General features: G+C 43.7%; 15 protein-coding genes and 1 pseudogene. 11 read left to right on the forward strand and 5 right to left on the reverse strand.

Translation table 11 applies throughout. From position 1 onward, the window contains the following. Window positions 1–60: 60 nt before the first annotated feature. From ACYVAA_RS18950 to ACYVAA_RS18960, 3 genes are all read right to left on the reverse strand, one after another. Window positions 61–1,305, reverse strand: a complete 1,245-nt coding sequence (locus tag ACYVAA_RS18950; RefSeq protein ID WP_460544769.1) for a glycosyltransferase — start codon at window positions 1,303–1,305, stop codon at window positions 61–63. A 96-nt stretch (window positions 1,306–1,401) separates the two neighbouring features. After that, window positions 1,402–1,773 (reverse strand): VOC family protein, encoded by a 372-nt coding sequence (locus ACYVAA_RS18955; protein WP_460544771.1) that lies wholly within the window; start codon window positions 1,771–1,773, stop codon window positions 1,402–1,404. Between the two features lie 21 nt (window positions 1,774–1,794). Continuing rightward, on the reverse strand, window positions 1,795–2,226 hold the full coding sequence (locus ACYVAA_RS18960) for a hypothetical protein (protein ID WP_460544773.1): 432 nt from the start codon (window positions 2,224–2,226) through the stop codon (window positions 1,795–1,797). A gap of 475 nt (window positions 2,227–2,701) precedes the next feature. On the opposite strand from ACYVAA_RS18960, the gene ACYVAA_RS18965 reads away from it, so the two are divergent. The 5 genes from ACYVAA_RS18965 (at window position 2,702) to ACYVAA_RS18985 (ending at window position 8,912) form a co-directional block, all read left to right on the forward strand. Beyond that, window positions 2,702–3,319, forward strand: coding sequence for a hypothetical protein (locus tag ACYVAA_RS18965; protein ID WP_460544775.1), 618 nt, complete (start codon window positions 2,702–2,704; stop codon window positions 3,317–3,319). A 1-nt stretch (window position 3,320) separates the two neighbouring features. Then, the gene (locus ACYVAA_RS18970) at window positions 3,321–4,397 is read left to right on the forward strand and encodes a sensor histidine kinase (RefSeq protein ID WP_460544777.1); all 1,077 of its coding nucleotides are present in this window, start codon (window positions 3,321–3,323) and stop codon (window positions 4,395–4,397) included. Continuing rightward, entirely contained in the window at window positions 4,366–5,055 is a 690-nt protein-coding gene (locus ACYVAA_RS18975) for a LytR/AlgR family response regulator transcription factor (RefSeq protein ID WP_460544779.1), read from the forward strand. The genes ACYVAA_RS18970 and ACYVAA_RS18975 overlap by 32 nt, the downstream gene beginning before the upstream one ends. A 481-nt stretch (window positions 5,056–5,536) precedes the next feature. Beyond that, window positions 5,537–5,977: a hypothetical protein gene (locus ACYVAA_RS18980; RefSeq protein ID WP_460544781.1), complete on the forward strand. Its 441-nt coding sequence runs from the start codon at window positions 5,537–5,539 to the stop codon at window positions 5,975–5,977. A gap of 517 nt (window positions 5,978–6,494) precedes the next feature. Further along, window positions 6,495–8,912 (forward strand): TonB-dependent siderophore receptor, encoded by a 2,418-nt coding sequence (locus ACYVAA_RS18985; RefSeq protein ID WP_460544783.1) that lies wholly within the window; start codon window positions 6,495–6,497, stop codon window positions 8,910–8,912. Window positions 8,913–9,150: 238 nt separating this feature from the next. Here the strand turns inward: ACYVAA_RS18985 and ACYVAA_RS18990 are convergent, their stop codons facing one another. Continuing rightward, entirely contained in the window at window positions 9,151–9,468 is a 318-nt protein-coding gene (locus ACYVAA_RS18990) for a hypothetical protein (protein WP_460544785.1), read from the reverse strand. Between the two features lie 311 nt (window positions 9,469–9,779). Between ACYVAA_RS18990 and polA the strand changes: the two genes are divergently transcribed. The 3 genes from polA to ACYVAA_RS19005 all read left to right on the forward strand — a co-directional run bounded on the left by polA (window position 9,780) and on the right by ACYVAA_RS19005 (window position 15,009). Beyond that, on the forward strand, window positions 9,780–12,602 hold the full coding sequence (polA, locus tag ACYVAA_RS18995) for a DNA polymerase I (protein ID WP_460544787.1): 2,823 nt from the start codon (window positions 9,780–9,782) through the stop codon (window positions 12,600–12,602). Window positions 12,603–12,938: 336 nt separating this feature from the next. Further along, window positions 12,939–14,312 carry a DNA repair protein RadA gene (gene radA / locus ACYVAA_RS19000; RefSeq protein ID WP_460544789.1) on the forward strand — a complete coding sequence of 458 codons (1,374 nt, stop codon included), beginning with the start codon at window positions 12,939–12,941 and terminating at the stop codon, window positions 14,310–14,312. Window positions 14,313–14,586: 274 nt separating this feature from the next. Continuing rightward, window positions 14,587–15,009: a YjbQ family protein gene (locus tag ACYVAA_RS19005; protein ID WP_460544791.1), complete on the forward strand. Its 423-nt coding sequence runs from the start codon at window positions 14,587–14,589 to the stop codon at window positions 15,007–15,009. Window positions 15,010–15,088: 79 nt separating this feature from the next. Here the strand turns inward: ACYVAA_RS19005 and ACYVAA_RS19010 are convergent, their stop codons facing one another. Then, window positions 15,089–15,745 carry an HAD family hydrolase gene (locus tag ACYVAA_RS19010; RefSeq protein WP_460544793.1) on the reverse strand — a complete coding sequence of 219 codons (657 nt, stop codon included), beginning with the start codon at window positions 15,743–15,745 and terminating at the stop codon, window positions 15,089–15,091. 274 nt (window positions 15,746–16,019) lie between these two features. Between ACYVAA_RS19010 and ACYVAA_RS19015 the strand changes: the two genes are divergently transcribed. The 3 genes and pseudogenes from ACYVAA_RS19015 to ACYVAA_RS19025 form a co-directional block, all read left to right on the forward strand. Next, entirely contained in the window at window positions 16,020–16,403 is a 384-nt protein-coding gene (locus ACYVAA_RS19015; protein WP_460544795.1) for a (deoxy)nucleoside triphosphate pyrophosphohydrolase, read from the forward strand. 95 nt (window positions 16,404–16,498) lie between these two features. Further along, window positions 16,499–18,079 (forward strand): MrcB family domain-containing protein, encoded by a 1,581-nt coding sequence (locus ACYVAA_RS19020; protein ID WP_460544797.1) that lies wholly within the window; start codon window positions 16,499–16,501, stop codon window positions 18,077–18,079. A gap of 3 nt (window positions 18,080–18,082) precedes the next feature. Then, a pseudogene (locus ACYVAA_RS19025) lies at window positions 18,083–18,457 on the forward strand (hypothetical protein); the annotation flags it as partial.

An 18,457-nucleotide genomic window follows, 5' to 3' on the forward strand; every position in this document is an offset into this window, starting at 1 on the left:
GTAACTTTTTGATTACATAAAAACAGGTTTTGAAAAAAGAGAATTGCTGACAAATACGGCCTATTCCATAATGAAACTGAGGATTTCTTCAGAAAAATTTTCCTTGCTCATCTTCTTTGAAATTTCCACCGCTTGTTTCTTATAAAGATCATTGTTCCAAAGATCCATCAATTTTTTCTCCAGTATCTTTGGAGCCAATTTCCCAATCTCAAATCCCAAAGGTCCACAGCCAAGTTCATTACAGGCGTTATTCCATAGATATTGGTCGATGATATGAGGAATGATCATGGTGGCACAGCCGTACTTCAATCCCAGGTGGGTAGTCCCCGATCCTCCATGATGGACAAGGGCGTATACCTTGGGAAAAATCCAATGATAGGGAATCTCCTTTACAAAGTAGACCAGGTCAGAGTGAAATCCGTCGGGAGGAACTAATCCACCATCAGCCGTATTGATCAGGGTAGGAATATTCAATTTGTGGATAACATCCACAAAAATTTTGCATTTCTCTTGTGGATAAGGATTGGTCATGCTCCCAAAAGTGACAAACAGGATCTTGGGATGTACCTTTAGAAAATCTGATAATAAGGGATCAGGATTCCACTTCTGTCGGATTACATGCTCCTGATAGCCCAGCACCCTGACGTGTCTGGGCCAATATATGGGACGCCTGAAAATCGAAGGCGAAATGGTATAGATGGTTTTTGAGGACAAAATGGTCTTTTTTATGGAGCGAACAATTTTTACGCCCAGCCATTTTGCACTGTTCTGGACGGTGATGACCAAACCGGAAATGGCCAACCAATAAGTAAATTTATTAAAGAGCCTTCCCAAATTTTTGTTGAAGGCAATGTGAGGATGATCCTTTACTTCAAAAAGAATATAGGGAACCGGGCTGAGCAAAACCGTCTTTCCAGGATGGAACATTTCCCAGAGGATGGGATAAACCGCTTTGGCGTGTCTCAAAATTCTATCAGGATTTTCCCTTTTTACAATTTCACTTTGCCTAAGGATCATACTTTTACTGATTCCTCGGTAGTGCATGGCCAAGCGAAAATAAATGGGAAGCTTTTTTAAAATCGACCCCCCGCCCCCCAAGGCGCGCTTTCCCAAATCGCTTTCGACCATTGCTATAAATTCAGTCCCAAGCGAGCGAAAGCCAAGCCCCGCTGCCTCCGCCAATCCGCGGAACTGCTCTGGAAAAACAGCAATCACCTCATTTCCTCTTTTACTGAGCTGCTGACCAACGGCGATAAAAGGCTCCATGTCCCCACGGGTACCTACAGCTATCAATAATATCTTCATATGCACCAAAATAAGTGTGACAACTACCCAGCGGAACCAACTTAGTTGGCCAAAAAATCACTGACGATTCACTACTAACAACCCGCTCCTCTACAATTAGTTTGAAACCGTTAGGTAATAACCATCGGGATCACGTATAGAAAATTCCCATTGATGCGAATTTGGGTTGACGTGAGGCTCTTCTTCCACCTTTGCTTTTAATCTTTTTGCCCTTTCCCATATTATATTGGTATCCTCCACCCTAAAATAGAGGATCAAGCCATTTCCCGTAGATATCTCCGGATCCGATAAAGTCGGATGCCGGTGACTTCCCCAATGATGCAGACACAAAACGGTACTGCCTGTCGGGCCTGCAAGGATTTCAAAAACATCTCCTCCGTGTTGACTCTGCAGACCTAAGAGTTCCTGATACCAGCGGGAACTCTTCTCTACATCAGCTACTCCTATGATGGGTTCAAGTCTGAGCATGATCTTAATGGCTGCAATTAATCAAACCAGCCAATGTCGTTTTATGCTGAAATTGGCCAACCACACCAAAAATACGGCCGTCACTATGATCATGACCGGCATTGCCACCGCTCCGGGACCATACACATCCATCGCTCTTGCAATGACCAGACTGTGAAACATCTGTATGACAATGGCTATCAATGAAACGATCAATATTGGCTTTGCCCATTTCCTTCTCAGCAAGAGCCCCAAACAGCCCAATACCCCGCCAAATACTGCAAACGCAAAGGCAATAGTCGCCCACATGGGATAGGCAGTATAGAGTTCCTGCTCTGCCTCAGGCATTGCAGCCAATGCTTCTTCAGACATGCCAATATGCGAAAAGAAAGAGCCTACGCCCATGAGGTTCCATAGCAGCATGATAGCAGCCACTATCCAAAACCATAAAGGAATTTTTGTGCTTACATTCATATCATTGAAAATTTTATTGGGTTAAGACCTGTTTAATATACCAAAAATCAGGCACTTGTACGGTTGATAATTGAACAACTTACCCTACAAAAAACATCACACTATTCTTATGTTAAGCATGATATGTCAATACTTTTCGTAGTCACCTTCTTGTTTAATAGGTTACCTGTCTCCCACAGGCAGCACTGACCGATTTCACGTGATTTTTCAGTTAAGCAGTTAAACAAGCAGCCTTGTCCCGCACAGCGGGACAGCTACCCAAATAGTTAAACCCGCTTTACCAATAGCTTGAGACAAAGGATTCGTCCTACGCAATACGCCCGTTTACGATTAACGTAACATAAGCATAATTTCCCACTGTTTTACCGGACCAATTCTTATTTGACCCTCACCAGGGCCCGTTCGTCGAAATAATTTCTTTGTTTTTTTTCTTCCATTTACCTTCAAACCATTATTCATCTTAATTTCAATGATCATGAAAACCTTAAAGAAAATTGCCTTACTTCCCTTCATTCTGCTGGTTTTGGTCAGTAGCTGCAGCATTCCCAGTCTCTACCCCCTTTACACCAGCAAGGACCTGCTCACTGATCCTCGAATTGAAGGACTTTGGGTAGGCAATGAGTCTGAAAATGAACAAAGCATCTGGAAAATCTGGAAATCGGCCACCAACCCATCCCATCCAAAAGCCAACAACAGCGACAAGCGCTATTTACTGGAGCATACGCAGAAAGGCGAAACGGTCATTTTTGAATTGTTCTTAATGAAATTGGGGGATAAGTACTACCTGGACTTTTTTCCAGAAGACTTTCTTCCATGTAAACTGGAAAATTACATGGGGGCTTCCCACATGTTTCCAGTCCACACTTTTGCCAAAGTAGAATTGGCGGAAAACCAAATCACCATTCACCCTTTCGATGATGAATTCCTGGAAGAATTGATTGAGCAAAATAGGATCAAGATTTCACACGAGGAACCATCTGGCGCGCTGCTCCTGACGGCCTCCCCCGAGGAATTGCAGAAATTTGTCATAAAATACGCCGACAACAAAAATGCCTTTGCAGATGAACCTTTGATCTTAAAACCGAAAGCTTAAAGTGAGGCCTACATCCCATCATATCTTTGTACATTTTATCCGAAAGAGCGGATTTCACCACCTGCTCTTTTGGGCCTTGGCTTATTTTGTCTTGGTGAACCTATTTGCCAACAACAGCCAGATCTATCCGGTGGACAGGATTTATACATTGATCTTTATGGTGACGCTGGCCATTCCTGTTTACCTCAACCTTAGCTGGTCGATTCCCCAGCTTCTACGTCCTGCTAAGTACCTCCACTTTAGCCTTGCGGTAATCATGGCTTTACTGCTGGGTATAGGGTTCAATCTGCTCCTTTTCAATCATCTCATTGACTTCTTGCTGCCGGGTTACTATTTCATCTCCTATTATACTGTCTGGGATTTGGCCAAGTTTTTTTCTGCTTTTCTGCTGGCATCCTCTCTGCTAAAACTCTCCAAAGAATGGTTTCAGCTATTGGAGGCGAAACAGGAACTCAGCGAGTTGGAAAAAGAAAAAACGGCCATTGAGCTCAAGGCCCTGCGTTCACAGATCAATCCGCATTTTCTCTTCAATTCCCTCAACCTGCTGTATACCATGGCGCTGAACAAGGCCTCGGAAACCCCGGAGGTCATCATCAAGCTTTCCGACCTGCTCCGCTACGCCATCTATGAGGCCAATAAGGAATTGGTCAAACTGAGCCTTGAAGTGGAGCAGGTCCATAACTACCTCGACCTACAACGTCACCGTATGGAGGAAGGCTCAACGATATCTTTTGAAAAACAAGTTGAACACGATGTCTTGGTCCCGCCAATGTTGCTTATTCCATTGATTGAAAACAGCTTCAAACATGGCATCAAAGGCAATGTTGCTGACACCTTTATCCACATGGAATTAATCTCCAAGCGTGAAAAGTTACTTTTTACCATTGAAAACAACAAAGGGGAAACCGGGGACCTGGGCGATAAGGAAGACCATGGAGTAGGCTTGGAAAACATCAAAAACCGGCTGAAGCTCTTATATCCGGGGAAGCATAAATTCCTAATCTCCGAAAATGAACATACCTTTAAAGTAAACCTTGAAATCCATTATGAAGATCCATTGTTTGCTAGTCGAGGATGAGCCCGCAGCAAGAAAACTGCTTGAAAGTTACATTGCCGATGTACCAGAGCTCACACTCATTGCTTCGTGCAAAAATGCCTTGGAGGCAGGGGAGGTACTGAGAAAATCAGCGGTGCAACTGCTCTTTTTGGATATCAACATGCCTAAGCTATCCGGACTGGCTTTTTACAAATCGCTATCCCATCCGCCCTATGTCATTTTTACTACGGCATATCCACAATATGCTGTTGAAGGCTTTGAGCTGGATGCGGTGGATTACCTGCTGAAGCCTTTTCCCTTCGAGCGGTTTTTAAAGGCTGTTAATAAAGCCATTGCCAAATTCCACAAAAGCCCAGCAATCAAAACTGATCCGGGCTTTCTGATTCTAAAGTCCGAGAAAAAACTTTTCCGCATTGGATTGGATGAAATGGTGTATTTGGAGGCCTTTGGGGATTATGTAAAAGTGCACTGTGTGGATAAGGTTCTTATCGTACATGAAACCTTCCAAACGCTGATCAACCAACTGCCCGAAAATGAGTTTATCCGCATCCATAAATCCTTTGCAATCTCCCTGCATAAGTTAAATCATATCGAGGGAAATACGGTCCATATAAAAAACGTACAGATTCCCATTGGCCAAGCTTATAAGGCAGACTTCCTTGACCGGATAAAAGCTTAAGCCAAGTGACCGTTTAAGTTTTCAGCTACTTTTCCACCAGCCATGAATCCCACAATTTTTTACCACAGATGAAATGGATAAACACAGATGATCTTGTTTCTATCTCGATAAATAAGAGAAACCGAAAAAAAGTAGAAAGATCAAAAAAGAAAACACAATTAAGAGAAAAATGGATAGTTATTACCAATTCATTTTACTGTAAACTGATTATACGCCTTTATACAAGTATGTCTGTTTCTAACGGATTGTTCGGGTTTTCACAGAATAAAAAGAAATTTTCCGTGGATATCTGTGAAATCCGTGAGAGACTATTTTAATAATCAGGGGATACTGGCATAATTGCGTATATACATGTACTTTAAAAATGTAAATAATAAAAATGCTATTAAGCGCAGGAATAAATGCCGAAACGCGGTATTATACTCCACATCCCTTAGTTTTGCAGGATAGAAAGTGATTTTTTACCAATAAAGCGATCATCATGGAAGACAACCGACCGATTCCCCACTTTACCATGCCCATGCGGGGCCTGATCCTGATTGCAGGGATGTTTACTGTGGCCTGGGGAGCCTTTTTCAAGTGGTTCGGAGAGCCTTTACTTTCTTGGTTGGCCATGGAGCCTGAAAGCACCTTTGATTTAAGCACCAATTTCTATGGTAGCTTCGTGTTGATCATTGGCTTTGTGCTATTCTTAAGTGCGTTTTATCCCATTAGTTGGACCTATATGACCATGATAGGCATAGGGGGAAAGCTCATTTCAGCCATTTGGTTTGCCCTGTACTATGCTGACACCCTCGGCTGGAACAAGCGGACCATTTTCCATGTAGGTTTTAATGAACTCCTTTGGCTGCTTCCGCTTTCGGTCATCTTGTTAAGGGCCTTAAAAGTAAAAGCTTACCTGAAAAGTCTTCCTGAAGATTAAAAAACACCCCAATTCTCCATGAATCAAGCTGGCAAAACGTACAAAATAGACTTTATTAAATTTCATTGGAAACTTTTTCCATGCGAACTCGAACATTGAACAAGAACAGATAACCTAATTCGACCATCCGTAATTACACCAATTAAATTATTTCTCACAGCTTGTCCACTACGGCGGAGATTTCACAATCTATCCCGCCAAATGACCACAGATCTACCTGGCGTCAGACAGGATTACACGGAATTAAAAATCTTTTCTGTGGGTTTCTGTGCATTCTGTGAGATATGGTTTTATAATTTATAGCTACTGGTGTCTTTGCAGATATTCCTATAACCTATTATTAATCTCCATCAGAGTTTCAAAAACGTCATTCCTAGCTACGGACAGACCTTTAGCCTTACTTCAGCATTAAATTTTTAAGTTCTTTTGCACTTAAAGTCACATCAAGTAAATTTGCAGTATTTTATTTTAATTCTACAATATTTTATACCAAGTCTACTTTAAGACCTCTACTTCTATGAAAAGATCTCTACTCATTTTATGGCTTTTAATTGCCATTACAGGGACAGTCGCAGCCCAATCGGGTAGTATTAGCGGTGCCGTGAAAACCTCCGATGGCTATCCTGCGGAGTTTGTGAACATTTTATTACAAGGCACAAAAATAGGCACTGTCACCGATGCAGATGGAAAATATGTCCTTCACCAAGTAAAACCGGGCAAATACACCTTAGTGGCCACCTTCATCGGAATGAGCAGTAAATCCACTACTGTGACGGTCGCTGCTGGTGAAGTTAGCCAAGTTTCGGAGATCACCCTGCAAGAAGATGCCAGTCAGCTTAATGAAATCGTGATCAGTGCCCGCAAAGATTCGGATCCGGGCACCAGTCAATACGTTTCCAAAATGCCCCTCCGCAATCTGGAAAATCCACAGGTATATAATACGGTCTCTTCCGATCTGCTGAAGCAGCAGGCCATTACCAATTTTGACGATGCGCTTAGGAATGTGCCCGGAATATATAAACTTTGGGAATCCACAGGTAGGGGATACGGAGATGGATCTTCATTCTACTCCCTAAGGGGCTTCGAGGCCCAGGCCACCATGGTAAATGGCCTTCCCGGACTGACGAATGGCAGCCTGGACCCGGCCAATATCGAACGAATCGAAGTGATAAAAGGGCCATCAGGTACCCTGTTTGGAAGTAGCTTGATCTCCTATGGAGGATTGATCAACACCATCACCAAAAAGCCTTATGAAGGATTTGGAGGTGAATTTAGCTATTTGGCGGGAAGCTTTGGACTGAACAGGGTTACCGCTGATATCAATGCACCGATCAAAAGCGGAATGAACCTTCGGATCAATACGGCCTACCATACCGAAAACAGTTTTCAGGATGCCGGTTTCAAAAAATCCCTTTTTGTAGCACCCTCCCTTTCCTATAAAGCCAACGACCGGCTTTCTTTCTTGGTCAACACCGAATTCATGGAACAAGAAAGCACCAACCAAACCATGCTCTTTTTGGGCCGGAACACTCCCTTGCAGTTTACCAATCTTGAGGAGCTGAACTATAACAACCGACTTTCCCTGACCAGCAACGACCTCTCCATGAGAAATCCACGGTTTATCCTTCAGGGTCAGATGAATTACAAGCTTTCCGAGCAGTGGACTTCACAAACGGTACTTTCCAGGGGCGTGGCCAAATCAGACGGTTATTATGCCTACGTTTTTGATAACCAAAACGGCAAAGGAGATTTCGGCCTTTACGCCAGCAAACAACTTGCCCAGACCAATACTTCGGATATTCAGCAAAACTTCATCGGTGACTTTAAACTGGGAACCCTGCGGAACCGTCTGGTAGTAGGCTTGGATTATTTCTCCAGAAACCTGATCAATAATAGTACGGGCTTTGCCTGGATATATAATGTCACTCCACAAGGAGAAATCAACTACGACCATTTTTCGGGCAATACAGTGGAACCCCGATACCTGACCAGACCTTCCGTGGATAATGTGCTGGCCTCCACCGGACGAAGCAACATCAATTCCAAAGATGAGCAATTCAGCATTTATGCCTCCGATGTGATCAATATCACCCCGCAGTTGATTGCCATGGCCAGCTTGAGATTGGATTATTTTGATACGGAGGGAGATATCAGCACCGATGATGACGATTACGACCAAACCGCCCTTTCCCCTAAGTTTGGCCTGATCTACCAGCCCATTAAGGATAAGTTATCGCTATTTGCCAACTACATGAACGGTTTCAGCAATGTAGCTCCAAGGCAAGTGACCGATTCTGATGGCAGCAATCCCAGGGTGATATCCTTTGAGCCGGAGCATGCAAACCAACTTGAATTTGGCCTAAAAACACAAGTCCTTTCTGAAAAGCTGTATGCCACCGTCAGCTACTATGATATTGTTTTGGAAAACGTGGTCACCCCAGACCCGAACAATTTCAATAGCAGTCTTCAAGGGGGCAAAATCCAAAGCCGCGGAGCAGAACTGGACCTTCAGGCCAATCCAATCGAAGGCCTGAGCATTATTGCTGGATACAGCTATAATGACAGTGAAATTCTGGAAGGGGAAGAAGCTAGCGTTTGGCTTGAAAAGGGTAAAAGGCCGATGAACTCTGGTCCCAAAAACCTCTTTAATCTTTGGACCAATTACTCCATCAAGCAGGGCAGGGTAAAGGGACTTGGCTTTGGTTTTGGTGGAAACCATTCCAGTCCGTTACAGATATTGGATAGTAAGATAACAGGAGCATTTAATTTGCCTGCCTATACTATTCTCAATGCAGCGGTAAATTATAGTACACCTAGCTTTAGGATTGCACTTAATGTGAATAACCTAACGGACAAAGAATACTATTCAGGTTATTCGACCATCAACCCTCAAAAGCCAAGGAACATCGTAGCAAGCTTTACGTATTCCTTCTAAAAAATAGGATCATCCCTTAAATCAAAAAAAGCGGTCTCCATTCACATGGACCGCTTTTTTTGTCTTATTTTTTGATTATACTCCCTTGTACCAGTGGACTGCTGCTTTAGAAGTACTCTAAAATGCAGCAAAATCAATAAAAAAGTATTTGCGCTGATCTGCGAGCTCTGCGGCAAACACTTTTTGTAATTTTGATACTGCTGGCACAATTGTGTGCAATCATGTTGTTTTTTACCGATTAGGTAACTAGGATCAAAATCAATAAGATAATGATAATGGCCCCTACAGAAAGGTAAACCCCTTCTCCCATGGTCTTTGCCTCCTTTTTGATGCCTCTGAGCTCATCCCTTACTTCTTTTCGTTCTTCCTTGCTCATGCTTGAGAAATCCATGGATTTGATTTCCTCCACCCGGCTTTTCATTTCTTCCAGCCTGGCTTCCTCTTTGGGGGTCAATTCAGTGTCTTCTTTTTCCTTTTTTACGGGTTCGGCCATTGCCCCCGGTGCCAGGGCCGTGAAACAAAACAATACCGCTAAAAAGTACGCGATCCTTTTCATATCATTTTTTGGTTTAGTGATAAACAATATACCTTAGTTCCTTTGAATTTACGAAAATTACCCTCTTCGCAAAATCAATGATTTGGAAACCATCCTACCTTTAATCAAATATTAATCCAAAATACATTTCCGGCACTAAATTTTATCAGATAAAATCTCAGCGCACTGCCATTCAGTGGCATAAAATCCTTTGGTCAAGAAGATCATTTTGACTATCCATCCTTTCCATTATAATTTGTAATTTAGCCCTTCTCCGAAACGGAGGAAGTTGCCCGGCGGGCCAATTCTAACATTTTAAGCATATTAAACCCATGTCCAGCACAGCTAGCAAAAAACTGTTTCTCCTAGATGCCATGGCCCTGATTTACCGGGCACATTTTGCCTTCAGCAAAAATCCGCGTATCAATTCCAAAGGCCTCAATACCGGCATCATGTTGGGATTTACCAATACACTTTTGGAAGTCATCGAAAAACAAAAGCCCAGCCATATCGCCGTGGCTTTCGATACGGCCGCCCCCACATTTCGCCATGAGCAGTTTGAAGCCTATAAAGCCAACCGACAGGAACAGCCCGAGGACATTACCGTGGGTATTCCCTGGATCAAGCAGATTGTGGATGGTTTCAATATCCCCATTTTGGAGCTGGACGGTTATGAAGCGGATGATATTATCGGGACCATTGCCAAAAAAGCCGAATACCGGGATTTCGAAGTCTTTATGATGACCCCCGACAAGGATTATGGGCAGTTGGTGGAGAAGCACATCTTTTTGTTCAAACCGGCCTTTATGGGCAATGCCGTGGACATCATGGGGCCAAAAGAAGTTTGCGCCAAATGGGAAATTGAAGATCCGGATCAGGTAAGGGATATTTTGGGATTGATGGGCGATGCGGTGGACAATATTCCCGGCATCCCTGGAATCGGTGAAAAAACCGCCAAGAAACTACTCAAGGCCTATGGCACCATTGAGGGATTGCTGGAACACACCCATGAGCTGAAAGGCAAGCAAAAGGAAAATGTGGAAAAGTTCGGTCAGCAAGGCCTACTATCCAAAGAACTGGCCACCATCAAGCAGGATGTGCCGATTGAGTTCAAGCCAAAGGACTTGGAATATGACGGCCCTGATGAGGAAAAACTAAAGGCACTCTTTGCTGAACTGGAATTCCGAACGCTCACCCAGCGCGTTTTTGGGGAGGCCATGAAAAAAACGACCACCAAGGTCAATGAGCAACTGGGGCTTTTCACAGGCCCTGAGGATCAGGCACAGGAAGAAGCCGAAGAGGAACTTCCAGAAACCAGTCCCATCCAAGAGCCAAGCCAGATGGATTCGGTAGATTCCTTGGCCCATAGCTACCATAAAGTGGATACCATAGCACTGATAAAGGAATTGGTGGAATACCTGGAGCTCCAGGATGAAATCTGCTTTGACTCCGAAACCACCGATCTGGACCCCAATAGGGCAGAACTGGTTGGCCTTTCCTTTGCCTACATCACGGGGGAAGCCTTTTACATTCCCTTTCCCGAAGACCAAGAAGAGGTACAAAAGCTGTTGGCACCGCTTAAACCTGTTTTTGAAAATGAGAAGATCACCAAAATCGGCCAAAACATAAAATACGACGTCCTGGTCCTGAAAAACTATGGCGTTCAGGTCAAAGGCACCTTGTACGATACCATGCTGGCGCACTACCTGATCGAGCCGGAAGGCAAACACGGTATGGATTGGCTGGCTGAGCATTATCTCAATTACAAGCCGGTTTCCATCGAGACACTGATCGGCAAAAAGGGCAAATCCCAGGGCAATATGCGGGATGCGGATGTGGATAAAGTAGTGGAGTATGCCTCTGAAGATGCCGACATTACCTTACAACTGGCCCAAAAACTAAACCCAGACCTGCAGGACAGGGGCTTGGAAAAGCTTTTCTATGAGGTGGAGACTCCCCTGATCCCCGTTTTGGCGGCCATGGAATACGAAGGGGTAAGGTTGGACACGGAGAGTCTTGCCCAGTTGTCCAAGGACCTGGAAAAAGAAATTGTGGAAATCGAACAAAAGGTATATGAATTAGCAGGTACCAAATTCAACCTGGCCTCCCCGAAACAACTTGGAGAGGTGCTTTTTGTGAAAATGGAACTGGATCCCAAAGCCAAAAAAACCAAAACCGGCCAATATGCCACGGGAGAAGAAGTGCTTTCCAAGCTGGCGCCAAAACATGAGATTGCACAGGCCATTTTGGATTATAGGGAGCTGGTGAAGCTTAAAAACACTTATGTGGACACCTTGCCCACTCTGATCAATCCCAAAACTGACCGCATCCATACCACCTATAACCAAGTGGTGGCGGCCACCGGAAGGCTTTCCTCTGTGAACCCCAACCTGCAGAATATTCCTATCCGAACCGAAAGGGGCCGTGAAATCCGTAAGGCCTTTGTTCCCCGGGATGAAGACCATGTGATTTTGGCGGCGGATTACAGCCAGATCGAATTGCGCATCATGGCGGCCTTTTCCAAAGACGCCTCCATGATCGAGGCATTCCAAAACGACCGGGATATCCACAGCACTACCGCGGCAAAAATCTTCCAGGTACCTTTGGAGGAGGTCACTTCCGATATGCGGCGAAAAGCCAAAACGGCCAACTTCGGCATTATCTATGGAATCTCCGCCTTTGGACTTTCCCAGCGCCTGAACATTTCCCGTACCGAGGCCAAGGAAATCATCGATGCCTATTTCAAAGAATTCCCCGCAGTAAGCGAATACATGAACGACTGCATCGAGAAAGCCCGAAAAAACGAATATGTGGAAACCATCCTCGGCAGAAGGAGGTACCTCAGGGACATCAACAGCCGGAATGCCACCATGCGTGGCTATTCCGAACGAAACGCCATCAACGCACCGATCCAGGGCAGCGCGGCGGACATGATCAAGGTGGCCATGATCCAGGTGCACCAATGGATGCAGGAAAAGCAGCTCCGATCCAAAATGATCCTTCAGGTACACGATGAATTGGTTTTCGATGCCCACAAGGACGAGGTGGAACTATTGCAAAAAGAAATCCCCAAACTGATGACCGAAGCACTGAAAATCGAAGTCCCCATGAAAGTGGAAGTAGGAGTAGGCAAAGATTGGCTCGAAGCACACTAAGGAGAATTGGAAGATTGAAAAATTTTAGGATTGTAAAATTGTCCGGTTCCTGAGCCTCGGTCCCTGAACCTTGCTCCTGAGCCTCGGTCCCTGAGCCTTGGACCCTGAGCCTGTCGAAGGGGTCGAAGGGGCCTGCTGTTCCCCATTTGAAATGGGGAACTTACTATAAGGGGCATTTGCAATGCCCCTCAATAATTATTGGAGAGGAGAAATGTCTCGATTTATAAACGGATTAATAATCCCATTTTGAAGTTTAAGGATCGGAATTAATAATTCCGATCAGCATCCTCAGCCAACTCCCAAATAACCATTTACCTAAATCCCAATAAAGAAACCATGCCAAAGATAAAGACCGCTTTTTTCTGCCAAAACTGTGGAGCGCAGAGTCCCAAATGGGTGGGCAAATGCCCTGGATGCGGGGAGTGGAATACCTATGTAGAAGAAGTTATCCACAAGGAAGAAAATGGCCGTGGAAGCTGGAAACAGGGTTCTGAAAAAAGCAAGCGGACCAATTCGCCCAGAAGATTGCATGAAATCAATTATGAGGAACACCCACGATTGGTGACCAAAGACGCCGAGTTGGACCGGGTGCTGGGCGGCGGTATCGTCCCCGGTTCCCTGACCTTGATAGGAGGGGAACCGGGCATAGGAAAATCCACCTTGATGCTGCAAATTGCCCTGGTGCTCCAGGCCACCAAAGTGCTGTATGTCTCCGGGGAGGAAAGTGAAAGCCAAATCAAGATGCGGGCAGACCGTATGCAGTTCAAGTCAGAAAACTGTTTTGTGCTCTCCGAAACCAATACCCAGGCCATCTTTCAGCAGATAGAAGCCTTGAAGCCCGAACTTTTGGTGATCGATTCCATCCAGACGCTGCACAGCAAACACGTGGAATCAGCTGCCGGCAGTGTTTCCCAGGTCAGGGAGTGTACCGCGGAGCTGATGAAGTTTGCCAAGGAAACCGGCACTCCTGTTTTCCTGATCGGCCATATCACCAAGGACGGTTCCATCGCCGGACCAAAGATATTGGAGCATATGGTGGATACGGTACTGCAGTTTGAGGGAGACAGGCACCTGTCTTACCGTATTCTGCGTACTTCCAAAAACCGATTTGGCTCTACCAATGAACTGGGCATCTATGAAATGCGGTCAGAGGGACTTCGTGGAGTGGCCAATCCTTCCGAAATACTGCTCAGCCAGCGTGAAGAGGTGCTCAACGGCGTGGCCATTGGGGCCATGCAGGAAGGAAACCGGCCATTGCTGATCGAAATACAGTCCTTGATCAGCCCGGCCACTTATGGCACCCCACAGAGAAGCAGCACCGGCCATGATGCCAAGCGCTTGAACATGCTGTTGGCCGTATTGGAAAAGCGGGGAGGGATGCGTCTGGGCCAACAGGATGTATTCTTGAATGTGGCCGGGGGGATGCGGGTGGATGATCCAGGCTTGGACCTGGCCGTCTGTGCGGCACTGATTTCCTCTTATGAGGATACGCCGATTTCCCACGAGCTTTGCTTTGCTGGCGAAGTGGGGCTAGGAGGTGAAATCAGGGCAGTAAACCGGATGGAAAGCCGGATTGCAGAGGCGGACAAACTCGGTTTCAAAAAGATCATCGTTTCCAAATATGCCGTAAAAGGGGTGGACTTATCCACATTCAACATCAAAGTCATCCCCGTCACCAAACTGGAAGAAATGTACCAGCAACTGTTTTAGTAAGGGCATTTCAGTTAGCTCATTGACCTTTTAATATAACCATTAAGGAATTAAGGAACATTAAGGCTTGGATTTGGTTTTTCGAGAAGAGTTTTGAAGCAGTTTTAGGTCGCAATAGATAGGATAATAAATAATGCGGGTTTAAACCCAAAAGAAATTTATTGGAGCCAGGAAAGTCACATATCATTCCACTACAAAAAATTCGTGCAAATTCGTGGACCAATTTCTCTCAATATTTTAACATCCATAAAATAGCTTATACATAATTATCACCATGAAATTCTTTCAAAAGCATATCTCCCTTCAAGCTTACCGCAGGGGTTTTCATTTGATTACCCACGAAGTGGAAGCGGCCATTCCAGAACTACGCGAAATCCAAACCGGTACCTTGCAGGTTTTTATCCAGCACACTTCGGCAGGGCTGACCATAAACGAAAACGCTGATCCTACCGTCCGAAAGGACTTCGAAACCTTTATCAATGACATGGTTTCGAAAAGTTATCCACGGTTTATCCACACTTATGAAGGCCCCGACGATATGCCCGCCCATATCAAATCCAGCCTCTTCGGTTGCTCGGTAACTATTCCCATTTCCAGGGGAAAAATGGCCTTAGGAACCTGGCAAGGCATTTATTTGGGAGAATTCAGGGATTACGGAGGGAATAGAAAACTGGTCATCACCGCTATGGGAGCCTAAAAAAACGGTGTGGAAAAATCTTATCCACTGATTTTTCCACACCGAAACATTTCCTTATACATTTTTTTGTATGCGAAATTTATCCCAGCAATTCCAGCACCATTTCCACTGCTATTTCACGGTAATCCTTGATGTATAACTGGCAGGGAGGAAGCTCCTCTTTGGTATGGGAAGACAACACTCCCACGACTTTCATGCCCGCATTGATCCCGGCAGAAACACCCGAAAAAGAATCCTCAAACACCACACAGTTTTCCGGTTTTGTGGATAAGTTTTGCGCAGACCTTAGATAGACTTCCGGATTAGGCTTATGGGTCGTTACATCCTCACTGGCCATAAAGGATTCCATCTGGGTTCTAATGCCCAGCTTGTCGATGATCAGATCCATATTGGCCCTGGGAGCGGAAGTGCCCACGCCCGTTTGAAAGCCATTTTGCTTTAAGCTTTCCAAAAACTCCAGGTAACCGGGAATAGGAGTCACCTGCTCCTCATAGATTTCCCTGAACAGTCCCTCCTTTTCATTCTCCAACTCCAAAAGCTCTTCGCCTTTAATTTCCCGCTGTAGGAAATGGCTGAAGATATAGCTATTGGGCTTGCCATACATATGTTCGGCATACTCTTCTGCACTGGCCTCCATGCCCCGCTTGGCAAAAAAAGCATCAAAAGCCTGGGAATGGTAAGGGTTGGTGTGACAGATCACGCCATCCATATCAAATATCACTGCACGATTTTCCATCCCGCAAAATTAGGGCTTTTTATGGAATTGGGGAAGGGGATGGGATTATTGCTGTGTTAAGCGCTTAGTCTTGAGTAGGGAGTATTGAGTCCGGAGTCTCTTGTACTTCAATTTTCCCGGATAGGTTCCCCGTGGACAGTTGACAGTCGACCGTCGACAATATTAGAGCTATTTTATCATAAAAGCCCATATTTGATCCGATGCACCTAAATTTAGTATGGTACCAGTCCTAAATCCTAAAATATATTATCTTAGTCATTTAAACCACTTTTCAATGGTAACCGTAACCTGCGCCATCATTATCCAAGACGGACGAGTCCTTGCCGTCCAACGGGCAAAAAACATGAAAATGCCCTTAAAATGGGAATTCCCTGGCGGCAAACTGGAGGAGCGTGAATCGGAGGAAGCCTGCCTGATGCGGGAAATCAAAGAAGAACTTCACTTGCAGATCAAAGTAGGTGAGCGGCTGACCGAAGTGCATCACCAGTATCCCAGCTTTACCATTCGCCTGATCCCCTTTTTGGCAACTATCCAGTCTGGAAGCCTACATTTGGAAGAACATCAAGCCTACCAATGGATGAAAAAAGAAGCATTGTTAGCTTTGGACTGGGCTGAGGCGGATGTGCCGGTGGTGAGGGAGGTTTTGAAATTTTTATAGCAATGTAATAAATGAATTAACTTTAATTGTAATTTTAGCAGGTTTACCTCATTGAAGGTAATAATTCAATTCACTACTTTTAATAAAAATACTAGATGAGTTATTATAATGAGTTATTAAAGTTTTTAGACCAGGCTCAAACACAAAAACTTTCAGTAAAAAGCTATATAAAAGAATATAAAGGTACAAACGTTAAAGTTAGTTTTGGAAAAGGAAATACGGCCATTATTCCTTGGATTTCATTTCTTATCAAACCTAATGTTACTAGCAAAGGTATATATCCAGTTTATTTGTTTTTCAAAGATCGTGATTTATTAATATTAGCTTATGGAGTTAGTGAAGAAAATTCACCCTTCAAAAACTGGGAAATTAATAACCTAATATCAATAAAAGAATACTTTTCCGACAAAGGCTTAAATAAACCAAGAAGATATGGTAATTCTTATGTCTTTAAATCCTATTCTACAAAAGATCTTCCTAATCAAGAGGTGATTGATAAAGATTTAAATAATTTGATTGATATATATAAAACGATTGATTTCATTTCAAATGACACTTCTATTAAAGAAGATGTAAGGTTCAATGCAAAAGATCTTTATAAAAACATTCTTCTTTCAGGTCTTATTTTTAATAAAAAGCTTATTACAAGATTCACTGCTTCCCTACTTACCAAGCCCTTTGTTATTCTTACGGGCTTAGCAGGATCTGGAAAGACTAAACTAGCTCAGGCATTTGTTCAATGGATCAGTCAAGACGATAGTCAATACAGAATAGTTCCAGTAGGAGCTGACTGTACGAATCGGGAACCATTATTGGGCTATCCCAATGCTCTAAACATTGGAGAATACATCCAACCTGACACTGATGTGTTACAATTGATCCTTGACGCCCAAAACCATCCAGATTTGCCCTACTTTTTGATTTTGGATGAAATGAACCTCAGTCATGTAGAAAGGTATTTTGCAGATTTTCTTAGTGTCATGGAATCAAATGATGATATATTACTTTTTTCTGGTACATCCATTAATGGTATTTCTTCAAAACTGAGATTGCCCAAAAACCTATTTATCATTGGAACCGTCAACATTGACGAAACTACCAATATGTTTAGCCCTAAAGTACTTGATAGGGCAAATACAATTGAATTTAGGGTTTCAGAAGAAGATATGAAAAGCTTCTTCAAAAATGTAGGGTTAATCGATTTGGAGGAATTGAATACAAAGGGAGCTGCAATGGCCTCGAGTTTTTTGGAAATGGCCCAATCGAAGGAAATAAACCCAGAAGAGGAAGTGAGAAGTGAACTTTTGAAATTTTTTGGGGAATTGAAACAAGTAGGCGCTGAATTTGGGTATAGAACAGCTACAGAAATCCTTCGTTTGGTTCACCATCTATCCAAATTGGACGAGGAATTGGAAACCGAAGAGAAAATAGATATTGCTATTATGCAAAAGTTACTTCCTAAGCTACATGGGTCCCAAAGAAAATTACGTGGCGTACTCGAAAGTTTAGGCGGCTTTTGTTTACATGATAGACAAAAAATAAGAGAGGTATTGGATAATAAAGTTTTCGATTTTTCTAATAAAGAAATTATTAAATATCCCATATCACTGGAAAAAATCCACAGAATGTATCATAGCTGTTTGGAAAATGGATTTGCTAGTTTTGCAGAAGCCTGATCAGTGGAAATACGATCTATAAAAATACCACTCGACCAATTCTGCCATGGGCTTGAATTGGAAATTATCTCCAAAAATGATGGGGTAATTTATGATCTGGGAAAAGATGCTCTCCAATATGGAGAGGCGAGGTACCAGATTATGGAAGGATTTCAATATGAGTATGGACTGAATAACTCAGCATACATTCTGGAGGATCCTGGTATGAAAATCGTCCAACCTCTTTCAAGGTTCCCGCATGCAGGTTTAATATCCCCGAATATCTACGTTGGTAACCTTGAAATACCACTGATTCTTAAATCTGAGAATAGAAAACTTGGCTCTATTGAGCTGGAAGTTCAATCTATTAAGTCTGCATATAGGGATGATTATCGTGAT

The sequence above is a fragment of the Echinicola sediminis genome (assembly GCF_054777495.1).

What these genes read in the sequence shown, in the direction of transcription:
- ACYVAA_RS18955 (WP_460544771.1), bottom strand. Translation starts at nt 1,773, where the DNA reads ATGCTCAGACTTGAACCCATCATAGGAGTAGCTGATGTAGAGAAGAGT.
- ACYVAA_RS19005 (WP_460544791.1), top strand. Translation starts at nt 14,587, where the DNA reads ATGAAATTCTTTCAAAAGCATATCTCCCTTCAAGCTTACCGCAGGGGT.
- ACYVAA_RS18975 (WP_460544779.1), top strand. Translation starts at nt 4,366, where the DNA reads ATGAAGATCCATTGTTTGCTAGTCGAGGATGAGCCCGCAGCAAGAAAA.
- ACYVAA_RS19015 (WP_460544795.1), top strand. Translation starts at nt 16,020, where the DNA reads ATGGTAACCGTAACCTGCGCCATCATTATCCAAGACGGACGAGTCCTT.
- ACYVAA_RS19020 (WP_460544797.1), top strand. Translation starts at nt 16,499, where the DNA reads ATGAGTTATTATAATGAGTTATTAAAGTTTTTAGACCAGGCTCAAACA.
- ACYVAA_RS18965 (WP_460544775.1), top strand. Translation starts at nt 2,702, where the DNA reads ATGAAAACCTTAAAGAAAATTGCCTTACTTCCCTTCATTCTGCTGGTT.
- ACYVAA_RS19010 (WP_460544793.1), bottom strand. Translation starts at nt 15,745, where the DNA reads ATGGAAAATCGTGCAGTGATATTTGATATGGATGGCGTGATCTGTCAC.
- polA (WP_460544787.1), top strand. Translation starts at nt 9,780, where the DNA reads ATGTCCAGCACAGCTAGCAAAAAACTGTTTCTCCTAGATGCCATGGCC.
- radA (WP_460544789.1), top strand. Translation starts at nt 12,939, where the DNA reads ATGCCAAAGATAAAGACCGCTTTTTTCTGCCAAAACTGTGGAGCGCAG.
- ACYVAA_RS18980 (WP_460544781.1), top strand. Translation starts at nt 5,537, where the DNA reads ATGGAAGACAACCGACCGATTCCCCACTTTACCATGCCCATGCGGGGC.
- ACYVAA_RS18990 (WP_460544785.1), bottom strand. Translation starts at nt 9,468, where the DNA reads ATGAAAAGGATCGCGTACTTTTTAGCGGTATTGTTTTGTTTCACGGCC.
- ACYVAA_RS18950 (WP_460544769.1), bottom strand. Translation starts at nt 1,305, where the DNA reads ATGAAGATATTATTGATAGCTGTAGGTACCCGTGGGGACATGGAGCCT.
- ACYVAA_RS18960 (WP_460544773.1), bottom strand. Translation starts at nt 2,226, where the DNA reads ATGAATGTAAGCACAAAAATTCCTTTATGGTTTTGGATAGTGGCTGCT.
- ACYVAA_RS18985 (WP_460544783.1), top strand. Translation starts at nt 6,495, where the DNA reads ATGAAAAGATCTCTACTCATTTTATGGCTTTTAATTGCCATTACAGGG.